This window comes from Pontibaca salina, from assembly GCF_016307205.1.
GTDB classification, from domain to species: Bacteria; Pseudomonadota; Alphaproteobacteria; order Rhodobacterales; family Rhodobacteraceae; genus Pontibaca; species Pontibaca salina.
This window is the reverse complement of record NZ_JAEIJD010000001.1, coordinates 17791-35325: the sequence shown is the minus strand read 5'-3', so window position 1 is coordinate 35325 and position 17535 is coordinate 17791. Positions and strand designations below refer to the sequence as shown.

The following is a 17535-nucleotide window of genomic DNA, read 5'->3' as shown; positions in this document are numbered from 1 at the left end:
CATGGCGAGGTCAGTCTGATAATGCCGGGGCCAGCCGCACTGATGTCCCATTTCGTATGACGACGGACATTAGGCTCAAGTACCGAGACGGCTACCTACCGCGTCGGAAATGTGCCCCCGTCCACGCCAAAAGGGGCTAGCTTTTCAGCTAACCCCTTGAAATTATTGGCTCCGGCGGTTGGGATCGAACCAACGACCAATTGATTAACAGTCAACTTTAGCCCTATATCAGCCGTTATCACTCATTATCGACTGTAGCAAATATTTGTTTGTTATCAGTATTTTGGCTGTATAATTCTGTAACATTCGCTATCGCCCAATATCTGCACCTTGTGCCCCCGTTTGTGCCCCCGTATTGCTGTTGATACAAATTGACTAAATGGGGGGCATCATGGCGAGGCTAACAGATAGGGGCGTTGCGGCGATAAAGCCGACCGACGAGCGGCAACAGATTGCGGATGACAACTGCAAGGGGCTGTCGCTTATCGTGCATAGAACGGGCCGAAAAACTTGGTCCATCCGTTACCGCGTGGGCGCAGTGCATCGACGGTTTACGCTTGGCGAATATCCAGTGATGGGTTTGGCTGAGGCGCGAGATAGGGCGCGCGAGGCGATGGCGGATGCACAGGCCGGGCTTGACCCCCAAGGTGAGAAAGAGCGCGCCAAGGCGGACACTGTGGCCGCTGTGGTGGATGAATTTAATCGGTTTCACCTATCCAAGCTGAAAAGCGGCAAGAACGCCTTGGGTTTTCTGAATCGATCCATCGTGAAAGAGTGGGGGCATCGGCCAGTTGTCGATATTACCAAGCGGGACGTATCGCGGTTGCTGCTGAACATTGTGGCGAGTGGTCGCGAAGTTACGGCAAACCGGACGTTTGCCCATGTGCGCAAATTCTTCAACTGGTGCGCTGAACATGGCTATCTAGAGAACGCACCTACTGACCGCATGAAAATGCCGACCAAAGAGGAAAGCCGCGACCGCTTTCTAACTGATGGTGAAATAGCTTTGTTCTGGGCGGCAACTGAAAAGATGGCTTCACCATACCGGCAGGCGCTACGTCTCTTGTTGCTGACAGGGCAGCGGCATGGCGAGGTGGTGGGTCTAACCAGCGACGAGGTTACGGGCGACCTGTGGCACCTACCTAGCGCCCGCACAAAGAACGGTATCGCGCATGACGTGCCGCTTACCGAAGCTGCGCTCGCTGAACTGGCATCGTTGCCCCGCATTGGTGACAGCCTCTTGATTACCACGAACGGAACCAGCCCAATAACCAACCTAAACGCCAAGGCGGATGAATGTTTAGCCTTGATGGTGGATCTGGCCGGATGTGAGATTGAGCGCTGGCGTCCCCATGATCTACGGCGGACGCTGGAAACAGGGCTGGCGCGGCTGGGAATCGCTGAAAGCCTGACCGACCGAATCACTAACCATATGTCGAGCCAGCCGAAGATCAGGCGCGTCTATAACCGCCATGATTATGCACAAGAAAAACGGGAAGCGCTCACTATCTGGGCTGCACATATCACGGCAATAACCAACCCCCGTTGAGCATAGTAAATAGTGACTAAATAGACTATCTAGCGGGGTCGCTGCCCACTTGTAATTCCTGTTGTCAAGTGTTATATTGCGGTATCAGCAAAATAAAAGGGGTTGACAGTGCTAGAAAAACACATCGGGACAGCGGAGCTTTGCGAGCGAATCGGGGTAACCCGCGTGACCGTTCATCGTTGGATCAATAATAAAGAAATGGGCTTTCCACGGCCTGCGCTTATCGGCGGCAAGAATTTCTGGCCGGAAAGCGTGATTGCGGAGTTTTTCGCCAATGCCAGAGCCTAACAAAGAAAAGACCCGGTAGGAACCTCCATTCCCGCCGGGTCAAAATCTGTTTTTGTTACTACCAAATAACACGGGGCTGCTACCCCTCATACAAGGATTAATATAAGTGAAACATACTGACATTGCAAGTAACTATGGTGAAAAAGAAGGGGCGATTAGGTCCTTCATACAATCGGCGCGACAGGCCGGATGTGTTCCGTATGGTGAGGATTTGATTATAGATGGGAACATTCACCACAATGGGCTGGGAGTTTATCAAGCTGTCATTGACGATGATGGTTACATGGTAGGACGCTGGCAAAGATGGGGTGATGACGGATCCTATAGCGATAGGATCAAGAGTAGCTGGGGCGGCGAGGCAGTCGCCAAGATTATTGCAGAAAAACAGGAGGCGCTACGGGGGGCGAGTTGGGTGCAAGACTGGCGCGACTACATTGATGCCCACGAAGAAACAGCACGGCAACATCCTTGGTCCAGTGACGAAACAGCGCGGCGATATGCCAGCAAGGCATGGACGGTTCACAAATTCATCCCTGCAAACGGTACGTCATGGGTTTATGGTAGCCCCGGAAGCCTGAAATCATTTTTTGCCTTGGACATGGCTTGTCATGTCGCGACCGGACGCGAATGGGCAGGGCGTAGGGTTCGACAGGGTCCGGTTCTTTATATATCGGCAGAAGGTGGCGATGATATTCATTTGCGCCGTGTTGCGTGGGAGCGTGACCACGGGATAAAGGCCGGGATGCTCAATATAGTCAGCATCCAGCCGCAGCTAGATGAATTAAAGGGCGCGGGGTTCAACCTTGTTAGAAATCATATTCAGGCGATCGAGGACGTTACCGGCTCTCCACCATCTCTAATTGTCATTGATACCTTTGCGCAAACCGCGTCGGACGATACTAGGGAGGGTGTTAGCAGATACACGCGGAACCTTGTCGAGTTGCGGGAAAGTTTTGCCCCTGATGCTGCCATTATGGTTATTGACCATACCACAAAGGAAGGCCGCACTTGGATGGGTTCCGGCGCTAAGCACGGAAATACTGACATGATGTGCCTAGCCGAGAAAAAGGGCGACACCATGACACTTTCCATGTCGGGCGGTAAAGGCAAAATCAAAGGCGCTGCAGAGTGCGAAGATATTAAGTTGACTGCCAGAGTTACGGGGTCCGGTATTTATGACGATGAAGGCGAAGAATTGACCACGCTTGTGCTGGATCACTCTAGGGTCACGCTGACCGATAGGCAGGCCACCATGCTGGCCCTGATAGATGGAGGCACCACACGGGGCGATCTAAGGCCGCTGTGGGGCGATCAGGACTTTAATGCTGGTGCTAAGCCCGGAGCCGTCAGGGCTAGCTTTAACCGCGCTCTTGATGCGCTTGAAGGGTTTGATCTTATCACGGTTGAAGGCACCGAAGACGATTCCATGATTGCCCCCGTATAGGTCGGTTTAACCTATAAAAAGAGTGCAACGCCGTGTAACGCCTAGTTTGTGTTACACGGCTTTTTTGTCTAAAAAGTTGGTGTGGCAAGTGAGATTTTCCTTATATAACAAAGGCACTTACGGTCATGTAACGCACCCTGTCACATATGTGAGATGGCCCGTTACCACATAGCCCCCCCCTTTAGGGGGGGGCATATGTAACGGGGGCGCTTCACACATGTATAAGGTTACAAGAGGAGAGAATAAATTGATTATTGATGGTGTTCTGGTTTCTGGTGATATTTTCCCAATGCATGCAATTATAAATGGTCAGCGGCGTCTTGTGGGTCATATGGCAGAGATTAGAGGAAAGTATGAACCCAAGATTGGGGGGGCTGTAAGTAATGGTATTGAAAGCTGGGTTGCTGAACGGGTTGACCAGTCTGCTAATGGTTACACGATGCTGCTTAGTAGTATCTAGAAACTACATAGTAACTATCCACTATATACCCTACAAGCCCCGCCTATGTGCGGGGTTTGTTATTAGGTGCTATGCTATTGGTTATGGATTACTATGAACGCATAACCGCCAAACATGAGCAACTGCTGAACCGCTATGGGCAAGGGCTTATTGAGATTGGCAGAACCGAAACGATTGACGACCCCGACGATCCGTTTGCACCGCCGATCACTACAACAGTCTGGGACGCTGTGCCGGGTATTGCTGGCGGCTTTGACAGTGCTTTCGTGGATGGGTCAACGATACTTGCAACGGATGTACGCATTCAGACCGTAGTGCCTGACGTTGTGCCTAGTCCTGGGGATATGGTGCGGATCGACAACGCCACGCCATTGACCATTGTGAAGGCCGATCCGCTGCCGGGTGCTGGGTCGCCTGTTGGGTACGTATTGCAGGCGCGTAGGGGTTGACGTGATGGATGTTCGGCTTGCTGTGATGGCTGTGTGTGTCTGGTTGGCTTGGGGCAATGCGTTGATTGCTTTGGGGTTGTAATGGGTACTGCATGTTGTGGTTGGCGCTGCGTTCAGTGCTGTATGCTGTGGGTCCCAATGGCTCGAAACAACTTTGGGGGTAGTGCCGTAGTGGGGGCCTTTGCGTTCGCGCTTTAGAGAAATGAGCAAACCAGCTACTAGAACCAAAAAGATACCGTCGCAAGCCATTAAATTCATTGAGCAATTAAAGATTGTTGAAGGCCCCAGTGCTGGGAAGCCCCTGAAATTAGGCGAGTGGCAAAAGGATTTTATCCGTGGTGCGCTTGATCCTGATTATCAATATGCGATTTTAAGTTGTGGGCGCGGCGCTGGGAAAACCATGCTTTTGGCTGCAATTAGCCTAAGCGGGCTTATGGGTGTTTGGGATAATCAGCCTAGCAGGCAAATTATCTGCGCCGCTCGAACTGCTGAACAGGCCCGAATTATCTGGCATTATACGCGGCTGCTAATTGAGACACTGCCCGAAGAGGAACAGGCCAAGTTTTCAGTTAAGCAAGCCCCGCGTTTGGAAATTCACTATGAAGGCAACGGCAATGGGATGCTTAAGGCAATTGCCGCCGATGCAAAGAACGCTTTGGGCCTATCTCCTGCGCCATTGATTGTGTGCGATGAAGTCGGGCATTGGCCTGATGAAGCTGGCGCTGAATTATACGCTGCTCTGGAAAGCTCTATGGGTAAGCGTATGGCGAAGATGATCCTGATTAGCACAAGCGCATCGTCCGATCTGCATTTCTTTTCAAAGCTGATTGATGAGCCTAACGATAATGCGTTCGTTGTTGAGCATCGCGCCCCGGATGGAAAGCCCCTAGACGACCTTGATGGCATTAAACTAGCTAATCCCGGCTGTGAACATGGGGTTGGCGCGCCATTGAATTGGCTAGTCGATCAGGCAAAGCGCGCAATCAAGCGCGGCGGTCATGCTGCATCGTCATTCCGGCTGTATCATCTTAACCAAAGGGTGCAGGCTGAGAATAACGCGGTATTCCTGACAACGGATGAATATTTGAAATGTGAAGTCTCGCCTGATGAATTGCCGCCCCGCGATGGCCCTTGCGTTGCTGGGGTCGATCTGGGCGGGTCGCGTAGCCAATCCGCAATGGTGTTTTACTGGCCTGAAACGGGTCGCACAGAAGCCTATGCAGCGTTCCCTAGTAACCCTTCACTCGCTGACCGTGGCATCGCTGATGGGGTAAGGGATCGTTACGTTGAAATGGAACAGCGCGGTGAACTTGTGACCATCGGTGACAGGGTTGTTCCGCCGGGGCCTTGGCTCAAGGACATGGTTGAAAAGCTGGACGGGTATCCTATCGCCGCGATTGTGGGTGACCGGTATCGCTGGGGTGAGTTTCAGGACGCTTTGAAGGATGCAGGGCTTGAGCGGGTGCCGTTTGTGCCGCGAGGTAATGGCTACAGGGACGGCGGAGAGGACACGGAGCGGGCAAGGTCTGCTGTGTTCGATAACAAGGTGAAGCTGGCCCCGTCGCTGCTTATGCGCTCTGCAATGTCGGATGCAATCGTGGTGATTGATGATAGCGGAAACCAGAAGCTGACCAAAAAGCGCAGCCTTGGACGCATTGACGCCGTGTCGGCTTTGGTGGTCGCGGTGGCCGAGGGGCAGCGCATGGTGAACCGTCCTAAGCCTAAAGCACCGGCTATGGCATGGGGGTAAAGGAACACCGACGACATAGTGCCAAGGTTACCAGAACAAGGCGCTGGAAGTCACTGCGCGTTGAGGCGCTACGCCGTGATAATTACAAATGCGTTGAATGCGGTGCGCGGGGCAGGCTGGAAATAGATCACATATTGCCAGTGCGCAGCCATCCTGAATTGAGTTTTGAAATAGATAATTTGCAGGCGCTATGTGTTTCTTGCCATTCTAAAAAGACAATTCGGGAAATTGGATTGCATAAGCCCGATCCAGAAATTGATAAGTGGCGCGATCTATTAAAGTCCGGTAATTTTTAGTTTCACCTGTAATGCGTTAAGATTACTTCATTGTAACTTTAACCATGCATGGTGATAATTGAATGCTTGATAGTGTCAAGATTAGTCGGCGGCAAAGTGAAATCCGCCAAACTCTTTCGGAACTGGTTGGCAAAACTGACGCCACCGAGGACGAAACCCGCTCGATGGAAAGCCTCGATAAAGAATATCGGGCCAATGAAGTGAAATATCGTGCGGCACTGATTGCCGAGGATGAACAGCGCAGCGAAGCCAAGGGCGAACTCGAAACCCGTTCGGATCGTGAATGGTCTGAAATGATGGGCGGCTTTGAACTGCGCCAAGTGGCAATGGCTCTGGATGAAGGCCGCAAGCTGGACGGTGCAACTGCTGAAATCATCGAGGAAATGCGTTCTGCTGGTGGTTATCAGGGTATCCCGGTTCCGATGGAAGCCCTTGAAACCCGTGCCGGTGAAACCGTGTCGGGCGATCAGGTGTTGAACCCGAAGGCTGTCCGTCCTCTGATTGACCGCATTTTCCCGAATAGCGTTGCATCGCAGCTTGGTATTCAGCGTGTCAGCATTGCGCAAGGTGAGGTTGCCTTTCCTGTTGCAACGGCTGGTGCGGTCTTTGGTTGGCAAACTAATGAACTGGCTGACGTTGGCGCTGCAAACCCGTTCGAGACTTCGGAGCGTAGCCTTAACCCGGATCACACCGGCGGGGCGCAGATGGTTATTTCGCGCAAAGCGCTGAAACAGTCGGGCGCTGGCCTTGAGGCTGCTATTCGTCGTGACCTTAACGCGGTGATTGCAACGGAACTTGACCGCGTGGTTATCAACGGTTCTGGCGCTGCTGGTGAGCCTCTGGGCATCATCCCCGGTGCTGGCACCTATGGTATCACGTCCACCGCTATCGGCGCTGCGGCATCGTGGGCGGCGTTCCGGGCCGAGATCGTGGCCTTTATGGAAGCCAACGCGATCACTAGCCCTAGCCAAGTCAACCTTGCCTTTGATCCTGCCATCTGGGCCGATCTGGACGAGGCGCTTATCAGCGGCACGGCGGTGAGCGAATGGAACCGCCTGACAAATCATGTCGGCACCCCTGCAATCAGCAACACAATCCCCGCCGAAAGCGCGATCATGACCGCTAACGTCAAGGGCGTCGCGCCGGGTTATCTGGGTGTCTATGGTGGCGTGGACCTTATCCGCGATCCATACACGAAAGCCGGTTCGGGTTCGCTTGTGCTGACTGGTCTTGTCACGGCAGATTATACTGCGCCACGTGGGCTGCAAACGCGCATCCTGACTGGGCTGACTGCGTAATGCTTTGGGCTGGACATGGCGGCGGCCTAGAAATCCGCAAGCGGGCATCTGGCGAGTTGTCGTTGTCCGGTTCCTTTCCCTACGGTGTTCCCGCTGTCTTGAGTGACGGCGGGCGCACCGGGCGACCGAAGAAAGAGATCATCGCTAAACGGGCGTTTGAGTATCGTATCAACACGCCTTCCGATCACGATGGAAAACCAAAAGAAATTCATCTGCTATCGGGCCATGATTTTGGGAAGCCTTTGGCATCTGTTCGCTCTGGCACGTTGTCTTTGAAAGACAGTGATAAGGCGCTGACGTTCACGGCCACCATTACCGAAGAGATGCAGGAAGTCAGCTATGTGCGCGACGTTCTCGCCGCCCTCAACGCTGGTTTGGCTGTCGGTATTAGCCCCGGCTTTCGCCTGCCACCTAAGCGGCGCGTTGCTGAGCCTGAGACTGTCGAGGATGAAGGGATGCGCCCCGAAGAAGGGGCGTTCAATGCCATAATCCGAACTATCAAATCGGCTCTGCTTTATGAGTTGAGCATCGTCACAAGACCGGCTTACCCGCAAACACAAATCGAAGCCCGCAACTGGTCAATGACCGATGGTGGCGTTGCTGTTCCTGTTCATGCTTACAATCGCTGGAGGCTCTGAATGTCGCTCTTGCATATCGACGAGGCGGAACCGGCCACATGGCCTGTTGTGCTAGGTGATCTTAGCCCCGCTGCCGCTGCTCTTGAACCGGCCTTGATCTGGCAAAAGATTGAGGCTTTCATTCGTTGCCGCTGGGCCGAACGCTCGGTGACGTGGATCGTGAACGGTGGTGCCTATCGCTCTGGTGCTGGTGCCTATTGGACGCCTTCGCTCTATCCCGCTGGTGCTTTGACTGTCGAGGTCTGGAACCGTGACAGTGAGGATTGGCAATCGGTGCAGGTTAAGAAGACGCCTCTGGGCGGCTGTCTGCTGGCCCGCAATGATACCTATCGCATCACGGCAACCGTAGGCAGCACTGACGCGCCACCGGCTGCGGTGCTGGAAGCCTATCGCCGCTTGGCTGAATACATTGCTGCTGAACAGTCTGCACCTGCTGGGGCGCGTTCGTATTCAATCGACGTGGGGCAGATTAGCGAAAGCATCCGGCTTGATCCAACACACATGGCGAAGGCCATTTACAATTCCGGGGCTGCCGATCTGTTGCGCCCTTATCGCCGTTTGGGGGTGACAGATGAAACTGCTTAATTGGTTCAAGAAAGCCGACAAACAAGAACAGCGTAGCTATACAGGGGCGGGCTATACTGCCGACATTATGGCGGCGCGCTCTAACTGGATCAACGGCACAACCGGCGTTGCTGAATTGACTGCCACTGTGCAAGGCGCTGTGAGCCTCTGGGAGCAAGCCCTAAGCCTTGCTGACGTTGACGGTGCCGACATGCTGGACCGTCGCACTATGGCCCTGCTGGGGCGCTCTCTGGCGCTGCGTGGTGAGTTTGTCGCGTATATCTCCGAGGATGGTTTAGTGCCTGCCTCTGATTGGGTTATCTCGACACGCAACGGCAAGCCCCGCGCGTATAGTCTGACCTTGCCCGATACCAGCGGGGGCCATGAAGTGACTGCCCTTGCGGGTGAGGTGCTGCATGTGGTTATCGGTGCCGATCTGGCGCAACCTTATTTCGGTTCTAGCCCGTTGCGCCGTGCAAGCCTGACCGGCGATCTGCTGGCAACGCTCGAATCAGCATTGGGTGAAGCCTATGCAGCCATGCCGCTGGGGTCGCAGATTGTGCCATTCCCCGAAGCCGGTGACGCTGATATGGACACGCTGGCCCGTGGTTTCCGTGGTAAGCGCGGTCGGGTGCTGTTGCGTGAAAGTGTAGCGGTAACTGCTGCGGGTGGTCCTGCACCTAGCCAAGACTGGAAGGCGTCGGACGTGTCGCCGGATATGCAGAAAAGCATGAGCCTAGAAACGCTGGAAAGCGCCAAGCATTCCATCAGTAACGCGTTCGGGGTTCTGCCCGGTATGGTGACGAAAGATGCACAAGGGCCGATGGTGCGGGAAGGTCAACGCCACCTTGCACAATGGACCTTGCAACCGATCTGCGCGCTGGTAGCCGAAGAAGCATCGGCTAAGTTTGGAAGCCCCGTGCGCATCGACGTTATGCGCCCGATGCAAGCCTTTGATGCTGGTGGCCGTGCAAGGGCTGCGGCTGGTATCATCGAGGCTCTGGCGCTTGCTAAAGAAGCCGGTGTTGATGCTGACAAGGCTATGCATCTGGTTGATTGGGCTGATGGTTGAGCCGGTTCATCTGTTCTATGGGCCGTTGATTGATCGTGACACGGCAAAGCGCGAAGGGCTTAGGCGGTATTTCACCGGCAAGCCCTGTAAGCGTGGTCATATAGAAGAACGGCAAGTTACTACGGGTGCTTGTATGGCGTGTGTGCGGTTGGCTATGCGTGAACGCAACTCGGTCATTGGACCGCCATGCGGCACACGTGTTACGATTAGACGTGAACAGGATAGGAAGTCTGCACAGTTACCTATTCCGTTCAAATTCGACTGACTGGCACCAATCTAGTCAGTTGATGCTATCTCCCCGGTCGCTTTCATGCGGGTTGTAGGTAGCTGGGGGTTCGCGGGTATTTTTCCTTTGTCGGGTATCCGCGAACCCCTGCGATTTATTAGATTGCGCCTACCCAGCTAGTTGAGGGGCCTTTAGGAATGTCGGCACTATCCATCCGAGCTATACGATAGAAAATTGGATGCTCGGTCTGCGCATCTAAGACGCCCTCACTTAGCGATCCAGATTCGCGCCCTTCTTCAAGCGTATCGGTGCCTTCAGGTAGTCCGTGTAACTTCTCGACTTTTACTAGGTTCTCTCGGGCTTCGTCCGAATACATCAGCAACACAATCTTCATCTTCACTCCCCCTTTCAACTGTCACCGTGACCATGGCCGGACCATATCACTAACACAAGCTTTAGTTGATTCGGGCGGGTGGTGCAGCGTGACCGGAATGTGCCCCCGTTGTGCCCCCGCAAAGGGAAAGGGCCTAGCGAATGAACGCTAAGCCCTTGAAAACTTTGGCTCCGGCGGTTGGGATCGAACCAACGACCAATTGATTAACAGTCAACTGCTCTACCGCTGAGCTACGCCGGAATTGTTTCGGCCATATAGCAACCTAGTTCGCGGGCGTCCAGAGCGATTTGTGTTGAATTGGCGAAATCTTCAACAATTGATCAAATTAGAGAAAACTCGGTGTTTTCATCGAGAGAAACAGCGGGCGTGAGCCGTGACTTTTTTGTGAGATCAATAAGATGCGCCAGTACATTGCGCTCGGCTGCGGGCAGGAGCGCCGGGGGGATGTCGGTATAGATTCGCCGCGCCAGCGCTTGGGCTGTGGCCGGGCCTGCGCTCAGCTCTTGCAGGATGGCAGCCTCGCGCCTCTTGCGGTGGGAGATCAGCCAGTCAAGTCGGCCGGCTGGGTCGGTGATTGGTGCCCCGTGGCCGGGGTGAAAGATGTCCCAATCGGTCGCGCGCAGGCGGTCGCAAGATGCCATGAAATCGGTCAGGTCGCCATCGGGTGGCGACACCAAGGAACTGGCCCAGCCCATGACATGATCGCCGGTGAAGCAAGCCTTTCCCCATGCCAAGGCAATATGGTTGCCAAAATGGCCCGGAGTGTGGATGACCTCAAGCGTCCAGCCATCGCCATAAATCAGTTCGCCATCATGAACCGTGCAGTCGGGAGCGAAGTCGGTATCAATTCCTTCGCCACGGTTGGTCAGGCCGCTTGCGGCGAGTTCGGTCATGATGGCGCTGCGCCCCGCAGTGGCGTCACCGAAGGCAAACACTGGCGCTCCGGTCTGCGCGGCAAGTTCACGGGAAAGGGGGGAGTGATCGTTATGGGAGTGGCTGACGAGGATGTGACTGATCCGCTGGCCCGGCTCTAGCGCGGCAAGAATTGCTTTGAGATGGGCCGTATCGCGAGGGCCGGGATCGATCACCGCCAGATCGCGGGTGCCCAGAAGATATGTATTCGTGCCGCGCCATGTCATCGGCGAAGGATTGGGGGCAAGGATGCGGCGTAAGCCCGGAGCAAGCGTGATGGGCAGGCCGCTAGGCGGATCGAACGGGGCTGGCGGGATAGTCATTATGGTGTTGTCCGTGAAGGCTGCCTGCGGGCAGTCTGTTCTACGCCCATCGAATCACTACGCGACGACGGGTATGAATTTGGATACCGTTTAAGATCATCTTGTTCTAGGCTTGCCGCATGTTCTTTCGCTGGCTCAAACATGTCATGCCGCGCGGTCTCTATGGACGCACGGCACTTATTCTGGTGCTGCCGGTTGTGACCTTGCAACTGGTGGTTTCGGTGGTGTTCATCGGGCGCCACTTGGGGGATGTGACAACCAAAATGTCGCAAGCGCTGGCCCGTGAGCTGCTGGTGATCGTCAATGATACTGCAGTGGCCACGACCCCGGAGGAGGCGTTGGAGCGCCTGCGTCCGATGTTGACGGAGCTTAACATGCAGGCGCGTTTCGTGCCGCAAGACGTCGTGCCAAAAAACGATCAGATTCGTTGGAACGATTTTTCGGCCGATGTCGCGCGCGATACAATAAGGCACGTGGTGCCGGGGGTCTTGGCGTTGCAGTTCCCGAACAACGACATCGTGCATGCCTTTTATGGCTCCCGCTTTGGCCCGCTTCAGATCGACTTCGACCGTCGGCGAGTGCGGATTTCAGCGCCGCATCAGCTGATCGTGACAATGGTGGTCTTTAGTATGCTGATGACGGTGATCGCCTTTGTCTACATGCGCAACCAGTTGCGTCCGATCACACGGCTGGCGCGGGCGGCGCAAGCCTTCGGGCGCGGACATAATATCGTTTACCAACCCGCCGGTGCCATCGAAGTGCGCGCAGCGGGGCATGCTTTTCTGGATATGCGCGACCGGATCGAACGGCAGATTGAGCAACGGACCATGATGTTGTCGGGCGTCAGCCACGACCTGCGCACGCCCTTGACGCGTTTGCGGCTGGGGCTCGCGATGATGGACGATACCGAGGATCTGTTGGGTGACGTGGACGAAATGCAAAAGCTTCTGGATGCATTTTTGGATTTCTCGCGCGGCACTGTCGAGGGTGACCCGGAATTGGTCGATCCCGTGGCGCTGATTGAACAGATCGTCGATGACGCCACACGTTGTGGTCGCCAGGTCACTTTGATCGAAACCGAAGGGGCAGGGCTGGTGCCATTGCGCCCGATGGCAATTCGCCGAGCGGTGGAGAACCTGATCGGAAATGCAGTGCGCTATGGCTCTCGGGCCGAGGTCTCGGTGGCGGTGAGGGATACTTCGTTGCGCATCCGGGTCGAGGATGACGGCCCCGGTATTGCCGAAGCGGACCGGGCCGAGGCGGTCAAACCGTTCTTTCGGCTGGATCCGGCCCGCAATCAGAACCTCGGCAGTGGCGTTGGGTTGGGGCTGGCCATAGTTGCCGATGTGGCCAGCGTCCATGGCGGCAGTCTGCAATTGGGGCGCAGCGATCGGCTGGGCGGCTTGCGCGCGGACATCATGATCGGACGATGAAGGCGGCATACGCGCGCTGGCGGCGGAGATTACGGCGCTACCCGGATAATGCGTGCGTTGGGGGCGAAAGCATCACGATCACGGGCGCGCGTCAATAATGGCCGGAAACGCAGGAAACCGGCGGTACGCTGAGCTACTGGTCGGTTTAATGGGCAATCTAGCGGATTTACGGAAGAATACGGATTCCGCCGGCGGGCGAGTTGGGGTAGATCTGACCTATGGATATCATTTTGATTACAACGATCATTGCTGCGCTGTTCCTGGTGTTGGGTCTGGCTGAACCATTGGCGGCAAAGCTGCGCTTGCCCTATATCGTGATATTGGCAGTTCTGGGTATTTTGATTGGCGCATCGGCTTTGCTCATTTTGGCCATCGATTACGTCGATGTTCTGAACCCGGTGGCCGAAGCCATTTTGGCGCTGCCAATCCGATCCAACGTTTTCCTTTATGTTTTTCTGCCGACTTTGGTGTTTCAGGTTACGCTGGGATTGAACTTGCGGCGCATGGCCGACGATTGGGTGCCCATCCTGGTGATGGCGGTGATCGCGGTCTTGGTGGCCACGCTGACCGTTGGCTATGCGCTTTCCTGGGTCACTACGCTACCGCTGGCGGTCTGTCTGCTGATTGGCTCAATCATTTCCACGACCGATCCGTCGGCAGTTGTTGGTGTTTTCCGCTCGATCTCGGCCCCGCGGCGTCTGGCGCGGATGATCGAAGGCGAAAGCCTGTTGAACGACGCCGCTGCAATCGCATTATTCGGCGTGTTCATCGAACTGGTCATGGCCGGTGTACCGGACCCGACCTTCAGCTCCGCCTTGGGACGCTTTCCCATGTTGCTGTTCGGAGGGGTGCTGGTGGGATGGGTGGCTGCAAGGGTGGCAGTTTGGCTCATGACCTTGGTCAAGAGCTATGAAATGGCGCAGATCTCGATATCCGTGGCTCTGCCATATCTTGCCTTTATCGGTGCGGAGCAGACCATCGGGGCCTCCGGCGTGATCGCCGTGGTGGTTGCGGCAATGACCTTGCAACTGAGCGGACCCGGGCGCCTGCCCCCGTCCGCCTGGCAGAACCTGCGCGAGGTCTGGGACTTGCTGGCGCACTGGGCTGGGGCGCTGATTTTCATTCTGGCGGCATTGCTGATCCCGCGCGTAATGGAAGATATCCGCCTGACTGATTTTTTCCTAATCTGTGTGGTGGTCGTGGCCGCGATTGTGGCGCGCGCGATCATTCTTTACGGGTTGCTGCCGATGCTGACAGCGCTCCGCCTGTCACCCGTGGTCGAACAGCCCTATCGCGTGGCGATGATGTGGGGTGGTTTGCGCGGCGCGGTTACGCTGGCATTGGCACTGGCCGTGACCGAGAGCGTTTATGTCCCGGTTGATGTCAAACGGGTCGTGGGGATTGTCGCGACCGGGTTTGCCCTGTTCACTTTGCTGGTGCAGGGAACCACGCTGCGCTGGATGATTACCTGGCTGCGATTGGATAAGCTGTCGCCGCTGGATCTGGCGCTTTCCAACCAGGTCATCGCGGTTGCGCTACAAACTGTGCGCGAGGATCTGGCGACAACAACAGAAAATTATGCCCTGACACATGACACGGTGCGCAAAGAGGCGAAGCGGTTCGGCGCGCGTCTGGATGACGCGGTCAAGGCTGCCGAAGATAACGCCGAAATTCTTGACCGCGACCGGATCACGCTGGGCCTGATTGCCTTGGCCGGGGCCGAGCGGGATACGATCTTGCGCCTGTTTCGCGAGCGTACGATTTCATCGCGCTTGTCTGACCGTATTCTTTCCGAAGCTGACCGCCTGATCGAAGCCGCGCGAAACAATGGGCGCACCGGATACCAGCGTGCCGCGCGGCGCAGCATCGCATATGGTCCCACCTTTCAACTGGCGCTGCTTCTGCACAACCGGCTGCACATCTCGGTGCCCTTGGCCCTGATTACAGCCGACCGATTCGAATTATTGATCTCCCAGCGGCTCGTGCTGCGTGACCTGCACGGCTTTATTGATGGGCGTATCCGGCGGATTCATGGGCGCCGGGTGGCTGAACTGCTGCACGAATTGCTGAATCGGCGCATGGAGGCAGTTGAAAAGGCGCTGGAAGGGCTGCGCCTGCAATATCCTGGCTATGCCGAAGAACTTGAGCGTCGCTTTATCCGCCGCACCGCGTTGCGGCTGGAAGAGCGTGAATATGACCATTTGCTGCATGATGGCCTGATCGGTGAAGAACTGCATACCGAACTGGCTCAGGATATCGCCAAACGCCGCCACAGTGCGGAACACCGTCCCAAGCTGGATCTTGCGGTGCAAAAGGCGGCATTGGTGCGTCAGTTTCCACTATTTTCAGACATGGACGATCGCGCGCTGCGCCGGTTGGGCCGGGCGCTGGTCACGCGTTATGTCAACGCAGGTGAGATTATCATGCGCCGTGAGAATACGGCGCGAAGTGTGTTTTTCATTGCCAGTGGAGCGGTCGAACTGGAAACCGCACATCAGAAGTGGCGCTTGGGGCGCGGCGAGATGTTTGGTCAGATGGCGATCTTGATGCAACGCCCGCGCCGTACCGAAGGCCGCGCTATCGCGCCGACAACGCTGCTGGTGTTGGACGAGACCCGGTTTCTGCGCCTGCTGCGCCGCAGCCTGCCCTTGCAAGAGGCGGTTCTGGAAAGCGCAGCCAAACGGGGTATTGACCCAGAACTGCTGGAGGTTGTGACCCAGCAGGCAGCCGAATGACGTCTCGCGGGCTTTTGCTGGACTGGCAACGGCCCGCGGCGATCAGGGTTGCGCCGGTGGCCAAGGTTTGTACCCGCATGGCGTCCGCAGGCGAGCCGTGGCGGCGCTATGTGCCGCCACGAGAATGATATCAGACGAGAGAGATTCAGCCGAACACCCGCCCCAGAGCGCCATCGACGGCATCGGTGATGGTGTCGATATCGTCTTTTGTCGCGATCAGCGCCGGACTGAAGCATAGCGTGTTGTTGTAACCGGGAAGCGAGCGGTTGGTCATGCCGATGATCACGCCCTGTGCCATGCAGTCGGCCACAACTTCTGCGACGCGGGCTTCGGCCATTGGCTCGCGGGTGGTGCGGTCGGCCACCAATTCGGCACCGCAGAACAGCCCCTTGCCGCGTACGTCGCCCACGACCTTGTGGCGCTCCATGAGGTCATGCAGGTTGTCCATCAGCCGCGCGCCCATGGCGTTGGTGTTGTCCAGCAGGTTCTCTTCCTCGATGATCGCCAGATTTTCCAAAGCGGCGACGGGGCCGGCGGTGCAGCCGCCGAAGGTCGAGACGTCGCGGAAATAGTTCAGCGGATCGCTGGCATCGTCCTTGAACATATCGAACACCTCTTCGGTGGTCACCATACAGGCAATCGCGGCATAACCCGAGGCCACGCCCTTGGCCATGGTTACGAAGTCGGGCTGGACGCCGTAATGTTGATAACCGAACCAAGTGCCGGTGCGCCCGACGCCGCAGACGACCTCGTCGATATGCAGCAGAATGTCGTATTTGCGGCAGATTTCTTGCACCCGTTCCCAATAGCCCTGCGGCGGCGGGATGACGCCACCGCCTGCCGTGACCGGCTCAAGGCAAAGCGCGCCGACCGTGTCGGGCCCTTCGCGCAGGATCACCGCTTCGATCTGATCGGCAGCCCATTGCCCGTAATTTTCAGTCGGTGCGCCGTCCTGCTCGCGGGCGCGGTACTCCAGACAGTGGGGGACCCGTACAAAACCGGGGGCGAAGGGGCCATATTGGGCGTTGCGCTCGTCCTGACCGCCCGCCGACAGCGTCCCGATGGTAGTGCCGTGATAGTCCCGGTCGCGATACAGGATCTTGTATTTTTTGCCGCCATAGCGCTTGTGGGCGATCTGGCGGATCATTTTGAACGCCTTCTCGTTCGCCTCGGAGCCCGAGTTGCAGTAATAAAGCCGGGTCAGTCCGGGCATCTTTTGGATGATCCGTTCGGCAAAGCGCGCGCCGGGGATCGAACCGGCGGAGCCGGCGAAATAGTTCAGCTTGATCAACTGGTCGCGCACCGCATTGGCGATGCGCTCGCGGCCATAGCCAACATTGACGGTCCAGACGCCGCCGGAGACCGCGTCGAGATGTTCCTTGCCCTTTTGGTCCCAGATGCGCATGCCACGGCCTTCGACGAAGATGCGGGGGTCGGAGGTTTCATAGGGTTTGTGCTGGCTGAGATGATGCCAAATATGGGCTTTGTCGGCCGCGACAATCCGGCTGATGTCGTTTTCGTTGAAAATGCCGTCCATGACCTGTCCTTTCGTTCAGAGAAACGTGCCGCAACCGACCTGCGACCGGGGCAGCGCGCAATGATGCCAGGGTAGGGCAAGTCAGGTAGACGGTTTGTTTCCAGCGTATACGATGGCACGGCGCGCCGTCCAGAGCATCGGCTCATCGGCATGGGGGCGCTGCCCCC

The 17535-nt window shown here is 56.3% G+C and carries 16 protein-coding genes and 1 tRNA gene; 13 read left to right on the top strand and 4 right to left on the bottom strand.

What is annotated here, in order from left to right:
* Positions 1–391 precede the first annotated feature (391 nt).
* From JAO82_RS00160 to JAO82_RS00110, 11 genes are all read left to right on the top strand, one after another.
* Positions 392–1549: a tyrosine-type recombinase/integrase gene (locus tag JAO82_RS00160; protein WP_198684315.1), complete on the top strand. Its 1158-nt coding sequence runs from the start codon at positions 392–394 to the stop codon at positions 1547–1549.
* A gap of 108 nt (positions 1550–1657) precedes the next feature.
* Positions 1658–1837: a helix-turn-helix transcriptional regulator gene (locus tag JAO82_RS00155; protein ID WP_198684314.1), complete on the top strand. Its 180-nt coding sequence runs from the start codon at positions 1658–1660 to the stop codon at positions 1835–1837.
* Positions 1838–1943: 106 nt separating this feature from the next.
* The gene (locus JAO82_RS00150) at positions 1944–3281 is read left to right on the top strand and encodes an AAA family ATPase (RefSeq protein ID WP_198684313.1); all 1338 of its coding nucleotides are present in this window, start codon (positions 1944–1946) and stop codon (positions 3279–3281) included.
* Between the two features lie 217 nt (positions 3282–3498).
* Positions 3499–3741, top strand: coding sequence for a hypothetical protein (locus JAO82_RS00145; protein WP_198684312.1), 243 nt, complete (start codon positions 3499–3501; stop codon positions 3739–3741).
* Between the two features lie 83 nt (positions 3742–3824).
* Positions 3825–4190 carry a hypothetical protein gene (locus tag JAO82_RS00140; protein ID WP_232897154.1) on the top strand — a complete coding sequence of 122 codons (366 nt, stop codon included), beginning with the start codon at positions 3825–3827 and terminating at the stop codon, positions 4188–4190.
* A 202-nt stretch (positions 4191–4392) separates the two neighbouring features.
* Entirely contained in the window at positions 4393–5940 is a 1548-nt protein-coding gene (locus JAO82_RS00135; protein WP_232897153.1) for a terminase large subunit domain-containing protein, read from the top strand.
* Positions 5931–6236 carry an HNH endonuclease gene (locus tag JAO82_RS00130; protein WP_198684310.1) on the top strand — a complete coding sequence of 102 codons (306 nt, stop codon included), beginning with the start codon at positions 5931–5933 and terminating at the stop codon, positions 6234–6236. The genes JAO82_RS00135 and JAO82_RS00130 overlap by 10 nt, the downstream gene beginning before the upstream one ends.
* A gap of 62 nt (positions 6237–6298) precedes the next feature.
* Entirely contained in the window at positions 6299–7534 is a 1236-nt protein-coding gene (locus JAO82_RS00125; protein WP_198684309.1) for a phage major capsid protein, read from the top strand.
* Positions 7534–8172 (top strand): HK97 family phage prohead protease, encoded by a 639-nt coding sequence (locus JAO82_RS00120; protein ID WP_198684308.1) that lies wholly within the window; start codon positions 7534–7536, stop codon positions 8170–8172. Before JAO82_RS00125 ends, JAO82_RS00120 begins: the two co-directional genes overlap by 1 nt.
* Positions 8173–8757 carry a hypothetical protein gene (locus JAO82_RS00115; protein ID WP_198684307.1) on the top strand — a complete coding sequence of 195 codons (585 nt, stop codon included), beginning with the start codon at positions 8173–8175 and terminating at the stop codon, positions 8755–8757.
* On the top strand, positions 8744–9808 hold the full coding sequence (locus JAO82_RS00110; protein ID WP_198684306.1) for a phage portal protein: 1065 nt from the start codon (positions 8744–8746) through the stop codon (positions 9806–9808). Before JAO82_RS00115 ends, JAO82_RS00110 begins: the two co-directional genes overlap by 14 nt.
* Before the next feature lie 383 nt (positions 9809–10191).
* Here JAO82_RS00110 and JAO82_RS00105 read toward each other — a convergent pair whose 3' ends face one another.
* The 3 genes from JAO82_RS00105 to JAO82_RS00095 all read right to left on the bottom strand — a co-directional run bounded on the left by JAO82_RS00105 (position 10192) and on the right by JAO82_RS00095 (position 11663).
* On the bottom strand, positions 10192–10428 hold the full coding sequence (locus JAO82_RS00105) for a hypothetical protein (protein ID WP_198684305.1): 237 nt from the start codon (positions 10426–10428) through the stop codon (positions 10192–10194).
* Positions 10429–10593: 165 nt separating this feature from the next.
* Positions 10594–10668: transfer RNA gene (locus tag JAO82_RS00100), tRNA-Asn, on the bottom strand.
* 80 nt (positions 10669–10748) lie between these two features.
* Positions 10749–11663, bottom strand: a complete 915-nt coding sequence (locus JAO82_RS00095; RefSeq protein WP_198684304.1) for an MBL fold metallo-hydrolase — start codon at positions 11661–11663, stop codon at positions 10749–10751.
* 119 nt (positions 11664–11782) lie between these two features.
* Between JAO82_RS00095 and JAO82_RS00090 the strand changes: the two genes are divergently transcribed.
* A complete protein-coding gene (locus JAO82_RS00090) occupies positions 11783–13096 on the top strand; it encodes an ATP-binding protein (protein ID WP_198684303.1) in 1314 nt (437 codons plus the stop codon).
* A gap of 218 nt (positions 13097–13314) precedes the next feature.
* Positions 13315–15831, top strand: coding sequence for a cation:proton antiporter (locus tag JAO82_RS00085; RefSeq protein WP_198684302.1), 2517 nt, complete (start codon positions 13315–13317; stop codon positions 15829–15831).
* 145 nt (positions 15832–15976) lie between these two features.
* Here JAO82_RS00085 and JAO82_RS00080 read toward each other — a convergent pair whose 3' ends face one another.
* On the bottom strand, positions 15977–17368 hold the full coding sequence (locus JAO82_RS00080) for an aminotransferase family protein (RefSeq protein ID WP_198684301.1): 1392 nt from the start codon (positions 17366–17368) through the stop codon (positions 15977–15979).
* Positions 17369–17535: the final 167 nt, after the last annotated feature.

Excerpts from the sequence above, each read along its gene's own strand:
- JAO82_RS00160 (WP_198684315.1), top strand. The coding sequence starts at position 392 with ATGGCGAGGCTAACAGATAGGGGCGTTGCGGCGATAAAGCCGACCGAC.
- JAO82_RS00145 (WP_198684312.1), top strand. The coding sequence starts at position 3,499 with ATGTATAAGGTTACAAGAGGAGAGAATAAATTGATTATTGATGGTGTT.
- JAO82_RS00140 (WP_232897154.1), top strand. The coding sequence starts at position 3,825 with ATGGATTACTATGAACGCATAACCGCCAAACATGAGCAACTGCTGAAC.
- JAO82_RS00135 (WP_232897153.1), top strand. The coding sequence starts at position 4,393 with ATGAGCAAACCAGCTACTAGAACCAAAAAGATACCGTCGCAAGCCATT.
- JAO82_RS00130 (WP_198684310.1), top strand. The coding sequence starts at position 5,931 with ATGGGGGTAAAGGAACACCGACGACATAGTGCCAAGGTTACCAGAACA.
- JAO82_RS00125 (WP_198684309.1), top strand. The coding sequence starts at position 6,299 with ATGCTTGATAGTGTCAAGATTAGTCGGCGGCAAAGTGAAATCCGCCAA.
- JAO82_RS00120 (WP_198684308.1), top strand. The coding sequence starts at position 7,534 with ATGCTTTGGGCTGGACATGGCGGCGGCCTAGAAATCCGCAAGCGGGCA.
- JAO82_RS00115 (WP_198684307.1), top strand. The coding sequence starts at position 8,173 with ATGTCGCTCTTGCATATCGACGAGGCGGAACCGGCCACATGGCCTGTT.
- JAO82_RS00110 (WP_198684306.1), top strand. The coding sequence starts at position 8,744 with ATGAAACTGCTTAATTGGTTCAAGAAAGCCGACAAACAAGAACAGCGT.
- JAO82_RS00105 (WP_198684305.1), bottom strand. The coding sequence starts at position 10,428 with ATGAAGATTGTGTTGCTGATGTATTCGGACGAAGCCCGAGAGAACCTA.
- JAO82_RS00095 (WP_198684304.1), bottom strand. The coding sequence starts at position 11,663 with ATGACTATCCCGCCAGCCCCGTTCGATCCGCCTAGCGGCCTGCCCATC.
- JAO82_RS00090 (WP_198684303.1), top strand. The coding sequence starts at position 11,783 with ATGTTCTTTCGCTGGCTCAAACATGTCATGCCGCGCGGTCTCTATGGA.
- JAO82_RS00085 (WP_198684302.1), top strand. The coding sequence starts at position 13,315 with ATGGATATCATTTTGATTACAACGATCATTGCTGCGCTGTTCCTGGTG.
- JAO82_RS00080 (WP_198684301.1), bottom strand. The coding sequence starts at position 17,368 with ATGGACGGCATTTTCAACGAAAACGACATCAGCCGGATTGTCGCGGCC.